This window comes from Citrobacter telavivensis (assembly GCA_009363175.1).
GTDB lineage: Bacteria > Pseudomonadota > Gammaproteobacteria > Enterobacterales > Enterobacteriaceae > Citrobacter_A > Citrobacter_A telavivensis.
Genome location: CP045205.1, coordinates 3,748,445 through 3,763,773, shown reverse-complemented (window position 1 = coordinate 3,763,773; position 15,329 = coordinate 3,748,445). Strand labels below are relative to the sequence as shown.

Sequence of the window (15,329 nt, the reverse complement as noted above, 5' to 3'; positions counted from 1 at the left end):
AAATTGAACATGAATCGCATTTAAGCGAGACCATTCTGCCTCCTGATTGCCAACATAAAGCTGACGGTTACCTGACAGCGTTGTCAGAAATGCTTTCCCATCCCAGTCTGTTTCCTGACAAAAATGTTATTTTCCTGTCACGATGCTGACAGCCCTCTCCGCCTAATCTGAGCCTGCAAATTTGATTCCGCGAGCCTGAATAATCAGGCCGACACTCATCGGGAGAGACCATGAAATTCACGCTTATTAGTGCAATGCTACTCACGGCAATGGCCGGGGTGACCTCAGTTAATGCGGCTGATTACAAACAAAACCCTTTCACACTGGCCTATGACGGTGCCATCACTGAGAACGTCAAAGGTAAGGTCAATATTCATCCGGTGAAGTACTCTCTGCATGGCATCCAGATTGCTGCGAATGTCTATACGCCAGCCGACTACGATCCCGCCAAAAAATACCCTGCGGTGGTGGTTGCGCATCCTAATGGCGGTGTAAAAGAACAGGTCGCCGGGTTGTATGCCCAGCGTCTCGCCGAACAGGGCTACATCACTATCACCGCCGATGCGGCTTATCAGGGTGCCAGCGGCGGAATGCCACGCAGCGTGGATAAACCCGCTAATCGCATCGAAGATATCCACGGCATGGCTGACTACATCAGCCAGTATCCTGGTGTCGATACCGCCCGCCTCGGTCTGCTGGGTATTTGCGGCGGTGGCGGGTATTCACTCGTTGCGGCCGAAACGGACAAACGGTTCAAATCGATTGCCACCATCAGCATGTTTAATTCAGGTCTTGTGCGCCGTAACGGTTTTCAGAATTCACAACTGGATAGTATCCAGCAGCGTCTTCAGCAGGCTTCTGACGCTCGTGCTCAGGAAGCCGCCGGAGGCGAAGTGCTTTACTCCGGCGATGCCAACCTGACGGATGAACAGATTGCTAAGTTACCTTTTGCCTTGTATCGCCAGGGCTACGAGTACTACTGGAAAACCCACGCCCACCCGAACTCCACGTTTAAATACACCACCAGCAGTCTTCTGGATTTGATGAGCTTTGACGTAACGGACCATATCAATCTCATCAATAAACCACTGCTGATGATTGCCGGTACAAAAGCGGATACGCGCTATATGACGGAAGATGCGTTCGCGAAAGCGACCGGTACGAAGGACAAAGAACTCTTCCTGATCGATGGTGCTACCCACATTGAGACGTATTGGGTGCCTAAATACGTTGACCAGGCGATGCAAAAGTTAGACGTCTTCTTCGATAAGACGATTTAATTCGTACCTCATGGCCTCTCCGATCGGCCTGGCAGGCTGGTCGGTTCATACTGTCATCCGCGTTTATTTACATCGAAACTCAAGACTAACGAAGTCAGGATGAAAGATAATTACGCTCAACAAATAGCGGCTATGAATGAAATTCATAAACCAAACGATGCCGGAGCTAAAGCGGGTGAGCCAGTAACCGGAGTAGGCTATCAGATTGAATTTCTGCCGGAAAATAACCGTAAGATGCCAGCAGCCGTAGTAAATCCGACCGGGAAATACAGACTGACGCGGTGTTGACCAGAGGATGAAATCCCAGTGACTGCCTGGCAGAGACGGATGAGTCGATGATTATTTGAATATCTCTTTTGCCGCTATGCGCGACAGCAAAAGGCGTCACGCAGCCAGGTTCAACGCCTAACGTTTCCATCAACTCGGCTGGCGACGCGAAAGACAGACGAGATTCTTCAAGCTGCAACGCTAATCCGCGAAGATCTGCCTTGTGATTACCATCAAGAATGTACAGGTAGAAATGCTTACCCGAGCTATTTTTCAGTAACAGGTTTTTGAGCAACTGGGCCGGAAACGTCGCTGTGAAACGCCTGTGATCGGCAACCGTTTTCACCTCCGGGTGTGAGACATACTGATAAGGTATACCCAGCTCGTTGAGCAATGTCAGAACCGCATTTTCATCCATCTTATTTAATCCAACCAAAGTCAGCGCCGTACTACATGGCGTATGGATGCGCAGTAATGGAAGAAAATTCCTGTGTCATCATCCTGTTGACTCGCAAAGAGATACGCTGAGACTAGCAAAACGGCGATCGTCGGGTATATGAGTTCAATCAATCTTCACAGTGGTATTGACCTGTTCTATTGATCTGACACGCTTAACGCTGCGCCATCGTTCTGTATGTTAAGTAGACTGCTGCTACCTGACGGCGATACTTGCCTGGGGACATAAAACGGATAATCCCCGTGGCATCACAATGAGGAGGGAGTATGTTTTCATACGTCATGCTGGGCACTAACGATCTGCCACGCGCGATCGCTTTCTATGATCCATTAATGGAATTGCTTGGACACCCGAAGGCAGGTCGGGGTGAAGAGGGCGCATCATGGGGAACGTTCAGTGAAAACTGCACCACCGGACTGTGCGTAGGTAAACCCTTTGATGGTCACGTTGCCAGCGTCGGTAATGGTACGATGGTCGCGCTGAATGCCCGCTCGTTTGAACATATTCAGCAGCTTCACGCGCTTGCTCTCAGCCTGGGGGGAACGGATGAAGGCGCGCCGGGCCACAGACCGCATTATGGACAAGGTTTTCATAGCGCCTATGTCAGAGACCCTGACGGCAATAAGCTGGCGTTTGTCTATTACGCTAACGCGTTTTGAACGACAGCGGGGGCGATTCCGGGGTGAACACATTTTATTCACGGGAAGTGTTGACTTTACACTCTTGAACTAGTTAACTAGTACAAAATGAATAATTATACAGGTATCAGGTAATGGCATTCTCAATGATGACTCAGCACAACTGGTGGCGCACTTCCCGTTAACGGGCAGTATCGTCACGTCTGCAGTCTGCACACCGATACCCGGCCCGCCATGAGCGGGCTTTTTTTTGCCCAAATTTTGTCACACGCGGAAAGTCTCGCCGCATGAACGAAGCCAGCAGATGCTGCGCAGTTACTGAATTCACTTTACGTGCAGAGTCCAGACCAGGGAAAAGGCCCGGTTTTTCAGGCAATGCGCAGACATTAAGGAGCCATAATGAGCACAATACTCAACCCCCGCTTCGGCGAATTCGGCGGTATGTATGTCCCACAAATCCTCATGCCCGCCCTGCTTCAGCTTGAAGAAGCCTTTGTTAACGCGCAGAACGATCCGGCCTTTCAGGCCGAGTTTACCGATCTGTTGAAAAACTATGCAGGACGTCCCACCGCGCTGACCCGGTGCCGCAATCTCACCAGAGGAACCCGCACGACGTTGTATCTCAAACGGGAAGATCTGCTCCACGGCGGGGCGCACAAAACCAACCAGGTGTTGGGGCAGGCGTTGTTGGCAAAGCGCATGGGGAAAACCGAGATCATTGCTGAAACCGGGGCCGGGCAGCACGGCGTAGCGTCCGCCCTCGCCAGCGCGCTGCTAGGCCTGAAATGTCGCATTTATATGGGGGCGAAGGATATAGCGCGCCAGTCGCCGAACGTCTTTCGTATGCGCCTGATGGGGGCGGAGGTGATCCCCGTGCACAGCGGTTCTGCAACCCTGAAAGATGCATCTAACGAGGCGCTCCGCGACTGGTCCGGTAGCTATGAAACAGCGCATTTCATGTTGGGCACAGCGGCGGGGCCCCACCCATTCCCAACCATCGTTCGTGAGTTCCAGCGCATGATAGGGGAAGAAACCCGGGTACAGATTCTGGAAAAAGAAGGTCGTCTGCCGGATGCGGTGATCGCTTGTGTGGGTGGCGGTTCGAATGCAATCGGTATGTTTGCTGACTTTATTGATGAAGCTCGCGTCGGACTGGTCGGTGTGGAACCGGCTGGTCATGGCATTGAAACGGGTGAGCATGGGGCACCGTTAAAGCACGGTCGCGTGGGCATCTATTTCGGCATGAAATCGCCAATGATGCAGACCGATGAGGGGCAAATCATTGAGTCCTGTTCCATTTCTGCGGGGCTGGATTTCCCCTCCGTCGGACCACAACATGCGTACCTGAACAGCATTGGGCGTGCGGACTATGTCTCCGTTACCGATGATGAAGCGCTGGAGGCCTTTAAGATCCTGAGTCGGGAAGAGGGCATTATTCCGGCCCTTGAATCCTCTCACGCGCTGGCTCACGCCCTGAGAATGATGCGCGAAAATCCTGACAAAGAGCAACTGCTGGTGGTTAACCTCTCAGGTCGGGGAGACAAGGATATTTTTACCGTACACGATATTCTGCACGCACGAGGAGAAATTTGATGGAACGCTATAACACGCTTTTTACTGAGCTAAACGCCCGTGGAGAAGGTGCTTTTGTTCCCTTCGTGATGATCGGCGATCCGGGCCCGAAGCAGTCGCTACGAATTATCGATGCCCTGATTGCGGCAGGGGCAGACGCGCTGGAGTTGGGGATCCCATTTTCGGATCCGTTGGCCGATGGTCCGACGATTCAGAATGCCGCGTTGCGGGCCTTTGCAGCAGACGTCACACCGACCCTGTGTTTTGAGATGTTGGCCACTGTTCGCCAGCGGCACCCGACCATTCCGATGGGGCTGTTGGTGTATGCCAATCTGGTCTTCAACCGGGGTATCGACACGTTTTATGCTGAATGTGCACGTATTGGGGTTGATTCGGTGCTGGTGGCGGATGTGCCGTTCGAAGAATCAGAGCCGTTCCGTCAGGCCGCGATGCGTCATAACGTGGCACCCATTTTTATCTGTCCCCCGAACGCCGACGATAAACTTCTCCAGGAGATTGCCCTCCATGGAAGGGGCTATACCTACCTGCTTTCCCGGGCAGGGGTTACGGGTACCGAACGGCAGGCGGCAAAGCCGCTGCAACATCTGGTTGCAACGCTGGATAAGTATCAGGCCCCGCCAACCCTCCTGGGGTTTGGCATTTCCACGCCCGATCAGGTGACGGACGCGATTAAAGCCGGTGCGACCGGGGCCATTTCAGGCTCTGCCATCGTCAAAATCATCGAGAAGTATGTCGATAACGAGGGGGCGATGCTGGCTGAGCTGGGGGCATTTGTGATGAGCATGAAAGCGGCAACGCGTCAGCGGTAAGACCGTTTACGCGGCCTGCCTGTATCGGTAGGCCGCGTGTTATGCGAGCGACGATATTGACTATAGGGTGATAGTGATACTTCCAGACCGATTCCCCTTGCCGTGATATCACAGGCTTTAACGCTATTTCGTTACTGGAATGTCATCACCATTGAGTCAAAATCGATGGTCCATTTATAGTGTTTTAAAAACTGATGACTGATAAAGCCGTCCAGAATCATGCCGGATTCAGTGAAATAGAGTTCTGCCGGTAACACACCGTAAAGCCCTGTCGAATTGTTCTGATTTAACCTGCCGATCGAGATACTGTCGACGGGCAGGCGGGTTATTGCAAAACCGCCACCGCCAAGTCCTCCTTTGCCGCCATCCGGCATCATGTGCTCCCCGTCCTGCAATTTCATCCCGATGTAATTTAGTGCTTCTTTCTGCAACAAAATTGCGGCCTCTGGATCGTCAAGACCTGAATCGAGGAAAAAGGTCATGTCCTCCTTACCGTTCACCGCGCCTTTGACTATCATGAAATGCGTCCCCTCGAGGATAAAGGGAATGTTTGTGCCACCGCCTTCGGCGACTTTGCGTTGACTCTCTTTATTTCTGGGCATCAGCACCAGTCGTCGCTGCGGATAGTCCAGCGTGGTGAGGAACTGGTGAAACACGCCGGTGGATAAAATACCGTCGACATCAATTTTTTCACCCGTGGTCTCATCCGTAAAAACCCATGAGTCCGGAAACTCTGCAACATCAACAGGGACGTCATGCAATGTCACCTCTCCCAGACCCAATGTTTGCAGCCGGGAATAATGGGTTTCCGCGGTCTTTCCTCCGGCATAGGTCCCTGTGAAACTGCCCTGCGATTTGAGATTCAGTTTCTTCGCCATTGCCGTATTAAGCACAAATAAATCAGCGCCGGTATCGATAAAAACATTAACCGGTTCTCCGTTCACCCTGACGGAGACCACCGGTAGATGATTCATGGAGATAAACGGCAACAGGGCCTGGTCAGCTTTCCACTCGGGTTTGTAGGGTTGGTCTGTGCCAAATGCGTTCATTAAACTCAGAAGGGCGCTGTCATGCTGACTGAGGGAATTCAGTTGCGCATTGTCGAACAATGTTTTCGCTTTCGTATATTGGCCCGTCTGATAATAAACGTAAAGCAGTCGAATTTGACTTCTCAGATCCCTGGATACTTTCCGCAAAAGTGTTTCCGCTTGTACATAATCACCCTGCAAATAACGAATCAGCCCCTGCGTATAGGTCGCCTCATCCATGTATAGTGGATCATCGAATAAAGGTTTCAGATATTCTTCTGCTTTATCGAGGTTTCCTGTTATCAATTCATCCTGCGCAATATCCCAGCGCAAGGCATTGTTCGCGGGTTGCTCGGCAAGACGACCGGTCCTGTAAACGATAAGATCCCGATAATCCCCGCGATTCAGTCGCTCTTCAGCAATATTCCCCGGCGTACTCGTGGCCTGAGACATATTATCGCTTTCCCCCATAGCAAAGGGGATGAAAGAAACAGAACAGAGGGCAAGGGAAGTGGCTATTATCCGTATAAACATAATTGATGCTCCTTTCAGATAGAATTAATCATGTACTCGCGCAGGTCGTAAACCAGTGTTGTCATCAGAAACCAAAATCGGGGTAGGGCTACAGGGGGCTTGTCCAATAATAAACGCCGCCGCAAGCAGCGGTGTTTATTCAGGCTGGAAGAAATATAATATCAGGATTGAATCGGGTGATTAATCGTCGTTACCCTCCTTAACGGGGATATAACTGAACAGATCGCCGGGCTGACAATCAAGATATTTACATAATGCATCAAGGGTTGAAAATCGAAAGCCTTTAATTTTCCCTTGTTTTATTAGCGAAAGATTCTGCTCCGTAATTCCAATCGCATCCGCAAGCTCCTTTGATTTGACTTTTCTTGCGGCCAGTAACACATCCAGTTTAACAATGATTGCCATAGCAGTTACCGCCTCAGAGGAAAAGTTTATTTTCTTCGTACAGAGCACTCGCCTTTTCCAGTATTTTAGCCACTGCTATCACACACAGCGCAATAAAAAACCAGACGACATGATGGAGCTCAAACCCGATGAGTATTTCACGCTCTCCTGCGGGGTTAAGCATCGTCAACCAGTAACTGGTCGCAGGATCCGCAAGCAGGGTCATTACAGTCCAGACCCCCAGAGAAGCGCCGACTCTGCTCATATGTTGTGCCGAACGGGCGGAAAAATAGTTTCGCCGGGCATAGGCCTGAAATAGCGATCGTAGTTGATACAGGCAGTAACAAAGTGGCGCCATGACCAACAGGTTGATGACTCCGGCCCCCGCTGCCTGCCACCATGGCAACGTCTGCAGGCTGACATTGAGAGCAGAGAGTCGCTGGTCAGTGAGAGACAGCGTTATCCCGTAGAACTCATTCGAAAATGACAATATGGGAAAAAACAGAACGATCGAATTTAACAAAACGATGGTAATCAACAGCATCATGGTGAAAGTGACCATTCTTTGGCTGAGTTGTGCCAGTGCATCAGTGGACATAGAACCTCGGTGTGTCAGCTTAGCGTGATAGTGCAAACAATACACAAAATTAAAGTAAAACAATAATTTTTTATCGTTTTACTTTAATTAAAATCAAGAAAATTGAAAGTTATCGTTACAGAACAATGGGTTATCTTTCTGCCTGCCAGCGAGACCGTGGATGGACAGAAGATGAAGCCATGACCGTGGGCGGGCTCGCGTTTTCGACATCGATCACATTTCCCCGACCTGCACATATCCCTGCTGAAATTACGTGTTACCATTCATGCCGTAAATACCTTTCAACTCAACCCGAGGCTTTGATGCTGGAGAATGTAATCATCTGATAATCAGTTTCCCCGACCTTTCCAGGCCGGACTGATTATCAATGCGCTGAAATCGAATGCGGACACCGCTGTGTGTTTGCACGTTTTGCACATGATGATTAAACAGGTTTTCCAGTATGAATTTATCCCGTCAGGAACAACGTACCTTACACGTTCTCGCCAAAGGTGGACGTATTGCGCACGTTCGCGATACGTCAGGCCGCGTCACCGCCGTTGAATGTTACAGCCGCGAAGGGCTGCTGCTCGCCGACTGTACGCTCGCCGTCTTCAAAAAACTCAAAACCAAAAAGCTGATCAAATCCGTCAATGGTCAACCCTACCGCATTAATACCACCGGGCTGAACAACGTTCGCGCCCAGCCAGATAACCGCTAAGGAGAGTTCTATGACAACACGCAACTTCACCTTTCATATCACCGATGAGAGTGATGTAAGTAACATCCGGGAAGTCGAAACCCGTGCATTTGGCTACAGTAAAGAGGCCGATCTGGTGGCTGCTTTGCTGCAAGACGAAAGTGCACGTCCGACGTTATCGTTGCTGGCCAGACATGAAGGTAAAGCCGTCGGGCATATCTTGTTCACCCGGGCGACATTCAAAGGGGAAATGGAATCTCCCCTGATGCATATCCTCGCGCCTCTGGCGGTCATACCGGAATACCAGGGGAGAGGAGTGGGCGGATTATTAATACGTACCGGTTTAGAACACTTACGGTTGATGGGGTGTCAGCGCGTATTTGTTCTCGGTCATGCCACGTACTATCCGCGACATGGATTCAAACCTTGCGCAGGAGACAACGGCTATCCTGCGCCTTATCCCATCCCGGAAGAGCACAAGGCCTGCTGGATGCTGCAATCCCTCTCTGCTCAGCCACATGCTCGTACTGGCCAAATTCAGTGTGCGCAGGCCTTAATGCAACCGGAGCACTGGCATGAATAATGACCTGATTGAACGCTCTGTCATTCGTAACCCAATGAAAGGAATTAATTAATGGATATCCCACGTATTTTTACGACTAGCGAAAGTGAACACCGTATTCATAACCCGTTCACGCCGGAAAAGTACGCCACACTGGGCCGCGTGTTACGCATGAAGTCGGGGGCGCGTATTCTCGATCTCGGCAGTGGCTCAGGTGAGATGCTTTGTACCTGGGCGCGCGATCTCGGTATTAACGGTACCGGTATCGACATGAGTCCGCTCTTCACCGCGCAGGCAAAACAGCGTGCTGAAGAGCTCGGCGTCAGCGAACGCGTCCATTTTATTCATAACGACGCGGCGGGTTACGTCACGGACGAAAAATGCGACGTGGCGGCCTGTGTTGGCGCGACCTGGATAGCCGGTGGCGTCGCCGGGTGTATCGAACTGCTGGCAAAAAGCCTCAAGCCTGGCGGAATGATACTGATCGGTGAACCATACTGGCGTCAGGTTCCCGCGACGGAAGAGATTGCCCAGGCTTGTGGCGTCTCGTCCAGGACTGATTTTCTCACCCTTCCTGCGCTCGTCGGCTCTTTCGACGAACTCGGCTATGACGTGGTGGAAATGGTACTGGCAGACCAGGAGGGCTGGGATCGGTACGAAGCGGCGAAATGGCTGACAATGCGTCGTTGGTTAGAGGCTAACTCTGAGGATGATTTTGCCGACGAGGTTCGTACGGAGTTGACGATAGCGCCCAAACGCCATGTCACGTACGCCCGGGAATACTTCGGTTGGGGCGTATTTGCGTTAATGGCGCGATGATGTGAGTGATACGGCATAGCCTTTCGGCTATGCCGTTATTTACCCCAGATGAGAACTATTGCTTTTGACGAAGTGATAGTGGCTTTATAAAAATGAAAAGGCGTTCTGTTCAAATTTACCATTAAATAAAACGACGTTGAGTTAATGCATCCCATTTATTCTTTCTTCTTATTTAGAGATTATTCTCCGATCTAAGAACAATCCTAATTTGTATTTTTCTATGACACCTAAGAATGGCGATGTAATTTTTTTGTTTTTCTGATTATAGGATAAATAATCCTATTTAATTGATGGTGTTGCATGCCCTGGATATGAATTTATTGTTGTGTTTTGTTTGATTTTTGTTGCTCTGCGTGTATTTTTATTAAAATGTAAACCATTGATAATAAAGCTTAATCCTTCAAGGTTGTTAATGATATGATCTGATCTTGCGATAAAAAAAGAAATGGTGATAGCTGTTTCCTATCATGATGTATTAGATTGAACAGTTATATCTTTTGGCAGTTTTATTTAAGATAAGTGTATATTTGCAAACAGCGGTACAAGGAGGGATAACGTGGTTGTTGATGATAAACTTTCTCCACTTATCGCTCTTGCGCTGAGTGAATTAAAGAATAGGGCAGCGAGACCGTCAGACAGGAAACCATTCTGCTTTCTTCCTGCTATGTGGGTACAAACACGATGCTGTTGTGCATTGCTTTCTGAATATACAGTAGTGAGTATTTCCGAAAAGCAAGATAATTTATACCTGAAACAGCATATCAATTATTGTGATTCTATCCAGCGGATCATTGAAAAACTTAGAGATGCACAGGATAACAGTGACGAACAGAAGTGTGAGTTTTGTCAGTTTATGACAAAGATGAACCGGGCAGACAAACACACGCTCAATGCGATTGTTTGTCTGGAAACGTATGCTGACGCGTCGCAATATCTGGGGTTGAGTCAAAAGTCAATATATTCAAGATTGTACAGTATTCTTGAACGTATTGGGGTCAACGATCGGCGGCTATTTTTACGCTGGTACAAATATATGTTGATTCATTCAACAATATTTCGACCTCGTGGTCTGAATATTGTCTTTTCTGCTGCTGAAGACGAGCAGACTCTGAAATGAATGCGATCATCGCGTAAACCGAGAAGTCACAGGAAAGGGAATCCTTACGGATTCCCTTTTCGCGGGTAATGTCATTTCAGCCGTAAAGTGCGGCCTTGCCGATAGCTGAGAATAAATTCATCTTGTGAGCCACAATGGCTTTCACCCATTCTGTATACAGTTTTGGCTGCCTTCCTGTCGGATATAAACCCTATGATGTGTTAATCGCCACCGCCAGCGTATCGACCCTCTGTTCAAGGGGTTGCCCATGACCAAGGAGAATGACTCCTTCAAGGATACGTGGGGACGTTAATGATGTTAGTTAGAGCGATTCGAATGACAGAAGGAAATACCAGGAGATGAACGTATGTACACCATCATAATGAACAGCGGATAGCAGGGCAGATTCGTCCTTATACGCAGGTGTTTGTCAGAAACCGTTCTTAATCGAAAAGAAGACGATAAAAGCGTGGCAGAGTATGCGTGCGATAGTAGAATAATGTTCTCTTTGTTAATTTAGCTTGTGAAGTTATTTACAAAAAGATGGTGAATATAAATGCTACCTAAGCCAAATTAATGATTTTATCCGCTCTGCTTTTTACGATGGCGGATTGTTGGCATGTCATGTCCCCTTTTTAAGGGGGAAAGTTCCGGGTTGACGATATAATATTATCGTTACTTAATCTTGTGAACTGAGTCAAAGAATTAAATCAACTCCTGTCATGATTTCCGCTTGTCATCCCATGATGGATTAATTAATCTAAAATGTATCCATTCTTTCGGAGTATGGCATATGAGTTCACTGCCGCAGCGAACGCAGGTCATTGAAAACTGGTATCGGGAATCAGAAGATTTTTCTACGCTGGTCAATTATCGGGTATTGCGCGCCGGTCATATATTGACAGGGGCGAATTTCCATATCCAACGCCAGTCTGTCGTGGGGCATGAACTTATTTTCTGTCTCAAGGGGAAGGGCGTTATTTGTCTGGAGAATAAAAAATACGAAGTGAAAGAAGGAAGTCTGGTCTGGCTTCCAGTCAGGTTTCCGCATGAACACTTTCCGGACAGCGCCGATCCCTGGGAAATATTGTGGTTAAGAATTGACGGTTCTAAGATGGACAATATTATGAATTTTCTGAATGTTCTTCATCAACCGGTGTTTGAGTTTGAATCACCGGCTGAAATAACCGACATTTACCATCAACTATTTAGTTTGATGAAAAGCCATACTCTGGTTGCGGATGCCCATTGCGACCTGTTGTGTTCGAAATTAATTTATACGCTTCTTGAAAGTCGCAGTCATGAAAATGAAAGTTCACCGGTGATCACCCATCGCGGATTAGGTCGGCTGATTTATCAAATTCACAGTCACTATAACGATGAATGGGATATTGACAAATTTATGCTCTATTGCCAGGTGAGTAAATCACAGCTTTTTCGACTCTTTCAGGAGACGTTTAATCAAAGTCCACTGCGTTGGTTGAAAAACTACCGCTTGTCTCAGGCGCGTCGCCTGTTAGTTGAAACGGATGCCACCATAGGCAGCATCGCCAGCCAGGTGGGGTATCACGATCAACTGCATTTTTCCCGCGAGTTCCATCGGGCGGTCGGCGTTTCGCCAAGTGAATTCCGGCGACGGGAAAAACCACTGTAAGTGGCGTTCAGTCCTTATCAGGAAAGCGAACGGTTTTACCGTGATAAAACCGTTCGCCCGCGATCAGAAGAAGGTTTCCATCTGAACGCCGAATGTCCACTCGCCACCCGAGGTGAAACCTTTCTGACCAAAGGTGTCATTAGGGCTGTATTTATCCAGATCGTTATCCCAGTTCATCCACGTGGCAAAAACGCGTAATTCAGGGCGGGTAAAGAAGGGCGAAATATCGTCAGGTCGGAACGTTGGTGCAAAGGTCAGTTTGTAAAAATTCCCCTTCACCTTCTGATATTGCTGATAGCCATTAGGATCGAGATCCATATATTGCCAGGTCGCCTCATAACCTAACGCGAAGTTTTGCGTAATGTTCTGCATCAGTCGTCCGTTCAGGGTGACCCAGCGATAATCATCGCCTTTCACGTAACGATCGGCACTCTGCTGAGCAAGCAGTGAAGGGGCAAAATCCCAGCCTGGCGAAAGATTGACGATGCCGTAACTGGCTAAACGTAACGTTTTCGCATCGGACAGTAACGCCGGGTCGGTGCCTATATTCTTCACTTCCGCGCCAAGACCTTGTCCCCAGGAGAGTACGCTACGCGTTTCACCTTTTGTCAGGCCATAAAAGCTGTCGCCCTGATACCCTAACAGTGCGGTATAACCTTTGTTTGCCGCGTTGAAGACTTTATATCCGCTTAAGGTTTCACGCTCTTCATTGTCCTTTGCCTGCATCCCGCTGATGAATAATTGCACCGGGCCAAAATAGTTGTTGGCTGTCAGGACATAGTTTTGGACGTCATTGTTGACGACGTCCACATCGCCAAAACTACGGCCAATGAAGGAGAAGTTACTGCGAATGTTATCGGTCCAGCGGATGTCATAGATACCGCCCCCGGTGCCGTTGAGCGCGACGAATTTAGAGTCCAGCCAGGGAATTTCGAAGTTGTCACGATCCACACGCTTACCGGCCCATAGCGTCGTATCCTTGAAGGGACCAGTAAAACTCGGAAGCGACGCGATTTCAGCAAAGGCCTGGCTGACGTTCAGCGTGCTGGAATCCGCCGTCCAGTCGTTATAGCTTTTCTGCTGATCGGCAATCATCGTCATAAATCGGGTCGTGGCGCCGTTTTCCAGTCGTTTTTTCTTCTCCAGATACACTTCAACATACGTATCTGGTTCATTACCCAGACGGCCAATTGCCCCGCCAGTTTGTCCTGCCGGGGTCATAAATGGCCCCCCCTGGGTGTGGCGGGCATTATGGTTGGTCATCATGCCGGAACGCGCATAACCGTGCAGCTCAAAATAGTCATCTTCATCGGGCGTTATTTTTTCAATTCGCTGGGTGCGGGCTTCCAGGCTTTCCACCGATTTTTTCGCCTGCTGTGATTCTTGTTCTGTCTGTTTTAATTGACTGACCAGTTGGGCATTTTGTTTTTCGGCCAGCGCGGCCCTGCTTTCTGCTTTTTGCAGACGTAATTCCAGTTGCGACAACCGTTCTTCAATATTTAAATTTTGCGAAGAAGATGCATAAGGGATGGCAAAAAGATTCACTAAGCCGAGGCCGATACATGTCATAGAGGTGATTTTCATATTATTCTCGGATGTTTCTATCATTATTAAAATACAGGGGTTCTGCGCTTTCAAAAAAGCGCAGAGAATTAATATTATTATTTTTGTATTAATCGAGGTGGTATATTTCTTCCATTTCTACCCATAGCGTGCCTTCAGGTTCTCCTTCAAGCGGCATCTGGCAGGGCGACGTTTCCTGCCACCACTCCTGTGTTTTCAGGTGCGCGGCCATTTTCTGCTGGTCGGCTTCATAATCATCACCGGTATATTCCAGATAACTAAACAGCAGACCATTTTTGTAATAAATGGAAAAGTTGCGCAGATTACATTCTTTTATCATGGCATTGACTTCAGGCCAGGGATTCGCATGAAGTTCCTTATAATACGCCAGTTTTTCTGGCCGGACTTTCACCACGCAACCAAATCGACGAATATTGTTCATGTTAATTACCCTCCTTATTAATCACACCCGCGCGTTGAAGGATGTTTTCAATTTCTGTTTTCATTTCTGCGGTCAGTGGCGACGCAGGTGGCAATGAATGGACAGAAATATCCAGGCCAGTTAGCTGTAATGCATATTTCACCGCATTATAAAACGGCAGATCCAACCCGTAGAGAGGAGGGATCCAGGACAGCGACTGTTGCAGTTCTACGGCTCGGGAATAATCCTGCTTATGCCAGGCATCGCGGATCCCACAGGTGAGTTGTGGTGCAAAATTGGCGCTGGCGGGAATACAGCCATCTCCTCCCAGAATTAATGTGCCAAGAAGGTACTCATCGTAACCGGCAAAGACAGCAAAATCGGGGCGCACGGGTTTTACCGCGTGCAGCGTTTCCCTGATATGGGAAAGTGTATCGACCGTATCTTTCAACCCCACAATGTTCGGGCAGTCGATGGCAAGGGTTTTGATAATCTGTACCGGTATGGATTGCCCGGTCAGCGCGGGGAAATTATACAGGATTACCGGAATCGACAGCGCCTCCGCCACCCTTTTAAAGTGTTGAAGCAGGTTACTTTCACTGAGCGGGTTGTACCAGGGGTTCACGACGACCACGCCATCCGCGCCGAAGCGTTGCGCATGAAGACCGGCTTCAATGGTCTCCTGTGTGCCGCAACTGGCAATGCCAATCAGCACGGGTTTTCGACCTGCAACCAGGCGCGTGCAAAATGCGGCGACATCCAGGCGCATCTCGCGGGACATATGGGCAAACTCTCCGGCACTACCCAGGAAAAAGAGCCCGTCCACGGGGGAATTGATCAGGTGCTCAATAAGGATAGCCTGCGCCGTTTCGTTGAATTCACCCTCTGCGGTGAAGAGTGTCGGAACCGGAGGGATCACCCCGCTGAACAGCGGTTGGGTCATCTGC

The 15,329-nt window shown here is 49.1% G+C and carries 16 protein-coding genes and 1 other annotated feature; of the genes, 9 read left to right on the top strand and 7 right to left on the bottom strand.

Features of this window, described 5'->3' with window-relative positions; translation table 11 throughout:
* The first annotated feature begins 230 nt into the window (after positions 1-230).
* Complete coding sequence (locus GBC03_20445) at positions 231-1,280, top strand: alpha/beta hydrolase (GenBank protein ID QFS72403.1); 1,050 nt, start codon at positions 231-233, stop codon at positions 1,278-1,280.
* Between the two features lie 166 nt (positions 1,281-1,446).
* On the opposite strand, the gene GBC03_20440 is transcribed toward GBC03_20445, so the two are convergent.
* Positions 1,447-1,983, bottom strand: coding sequence for a hypothetical protein (locus GBC03_20440; protein ID QFS72402.1), 537 nt, complete (start codon positions 1,981-1,983; stop codon positions 1,447-1,449).
* A gap of 287 nt (positions 1,984-2,270) precedes the next feature.
* Between GBC03_20440 and GBC03_20435 the strand changes: the two genes are divergently transcribed.
* The 3 genes from GBC03_20435 to trpA all read left to right on the top strand — a co-directional run bounded on the left by GBC03_20435 (position 2,271) and on the right by trpA (position 5,044).
* Positions 2,271-2,663: a VOC family protein gene (locus tag GBC03_20435; protein QFS72401.1), complete on the top strand. Its 393-nt coding sequence runs from the start codon at positions 2,271-2,273 to the stop codon at positions 2,661-2,663.
* 137 nt (positions 2,664-2,800) lie between these two features.
* Positions 2,801-2,894, top strand: a sequence feature (Trp leader region).
* 147 nt (positions 2,895-3,041) lie between these two features.
* On the top strand, positions 3,042-4,235 hold the full coding sequence (gene trpB / locus GBC03_20430) for a tryptophan synthase subunit beta (GenBank protein ID QFS72400.1): 1,194 nt from the start codon (positions 3,042-3,044) through the stop codon (positions 4,233-4,235).
* Complete coding sequence (gene trpA, locus GBC03_20425) at positions 4,235-5,044, top strand: tryptophan synthase subunit alpha (GenBank protein QFS72399.1); 810 nt, start codon at positions 4,235-4,237, stop codon at positions 5,042-5,044. The genes trpB and trpA overlap by 1 nt, the downstream gene beginning before the upstream one ends.
* A 131-nt stretch (positions 5,045-5,175) precedes the next feature.
* On the opposite strand, the gene GBC03_20420 is transcribed toward trpA, so the two are convergent.
* From GBC03_20420 to GBC03_20410, 3 genes are all read right to left on the bottom strand, one after another.
* On the bottom strand, positions 5,176-6,606 hold the full coding sequence (locus tag GBC03_20420) for a hypothetical protein (protein QFS72398.1): 1,431 nt from the start codon (positions 6,604-6,606) through the stop codon (positions 5,176-5,178).
* Between the two features lie 180 nt (positions 6,607-6,786).
* Complete coding sequence (locus GBC03_20415; protein ID QFS72397.1) at positions 6,787-7,011, bottom strand: helix-turn-helix domain-containing protein; 225 nt, start codon at positions 7,009-7,011, stop codon at positions 6,787-6,789.
* A gap of 13 nt (positions 7,012-7,024) precedes the next feature.
* Entirely contained in the window at positions 7,025-7,588 is a 564-nt protein-coding gene (locus GBC03_20410) for a DUF2975 domain-containing protein (protein ID QFS72396.1), read from the bottom strand.
* A 442-nt stretch (positions 7,589-8,030) separates the two neighbouring features.
* On the opposite strand from GBC03_20410, the gene GBC03_20405 reads away from it, so the two are divergent.
* The 5 genes from GBC03_20405 to GBC03_20385 all read left to right on the top strand — a co-directional run bounded on the left by GBC03_20405 (position 8,031) and on the right by GBC03_20385 (position 12,398).
* Positions 8,031-8,288 (top strand): hypothetical protein, encoded by a 258-nt coding sequence (locus GBC03_20405; GenBank protein ID QFS72395.1) that lies wholly within the window; start codon positions 8,031-8,033, stop codon positions 8,286-8,288.
* Between the two features lie 10 nt (positions 8,289-8,298).
* A complete protein-coding gene (locus GBC03_20400; GenBank protein QFS72394.1) occupies positions 8,299-8,850 on the top strand; it encodes a GNAT family N-acetyltransferase in 552 nt (183 codons plus the stop codon).
* A gap of 51 nt (positions 8,851-8,901) precedes the next feature.
* Positions 8,902-9,648, top strand: a complete 747-nt coding sequence (locus GBC03_20395; GenBank protein ID QFS72393.1) for a methyltransferase domain-containing protein — start codon at positions 8,902-8,904, stop codon at positions 9,646-9,648.
* A 556-nt stretch (positions 9,649-10,204) separates the two neighbouring features.
* Positions 10,205-10,765 carry a hypothetical protein gene (locus tag GBC03_20390; GenBank protein QFS72392.1) on the top strand — a complete coding sequence of 187 codons (561 nt, stop codon included), beginning with the start codon at positions 10,205-10,207 and terminating at the stop codon, positions 10,763-10,765.
* A gap of 772 nt (positions 10,766-11,537) precedes the next feature.
* Positions 11,538-12,398 carry a helix-turn-helix domain-containing protein gene (locus GBC03_20385; protein ID QFS74085.1) on the top strand — a complete coding sequence of 287 codons (861 nt, stop codon included), beginning with the start codon at positions 11,538-11,540 and terminating at the stop codon, positions 12,396-12,398.
* Between the two features lie 63 nt (positions 12,399-12,461).
* On the opposite strand, the gene GBC03_20380 is transcribed toward GBC03_20385, so the two are convergent.
* From GBC03_20380 to GBC03_20370, 3 genes are all read right to left on the bottom strand, one after another.
* Positions 12,462-13,982: a porin gene (locus tag GBC03_20380; protein QFS72391.1), complete on the bottom strand. Its 1,521-nt coding sequence runs from the start codon at positions 13,980-13,982 to the stop codon at positions 12,462-12,464.
* Between the two features lie 88 nt (positions 13,983-14,070).
* Positions 14,071-14,394, bottom strand: coding sequence for an L-rhamnose mutarotase (locus GBC03_20375; GenBank protein QFS74084.1), 324 nt, complete (start codon positions 14,392-14,394; stop codon positions 14,071-14,073).
* Between the two features lie 10 nt (positions 14,395-14,404).
* Entirely contained in the window at positions 14,405-15,325 is a 921-nt protein-coding gene (locus GBC03_20370) for a dihydrodipicolinate synthase family protein (GenBank protein QFS74083.1), read from the bottom strand.
* Positions 15,326-15,329: the final 4 nt, after the last annotated feature.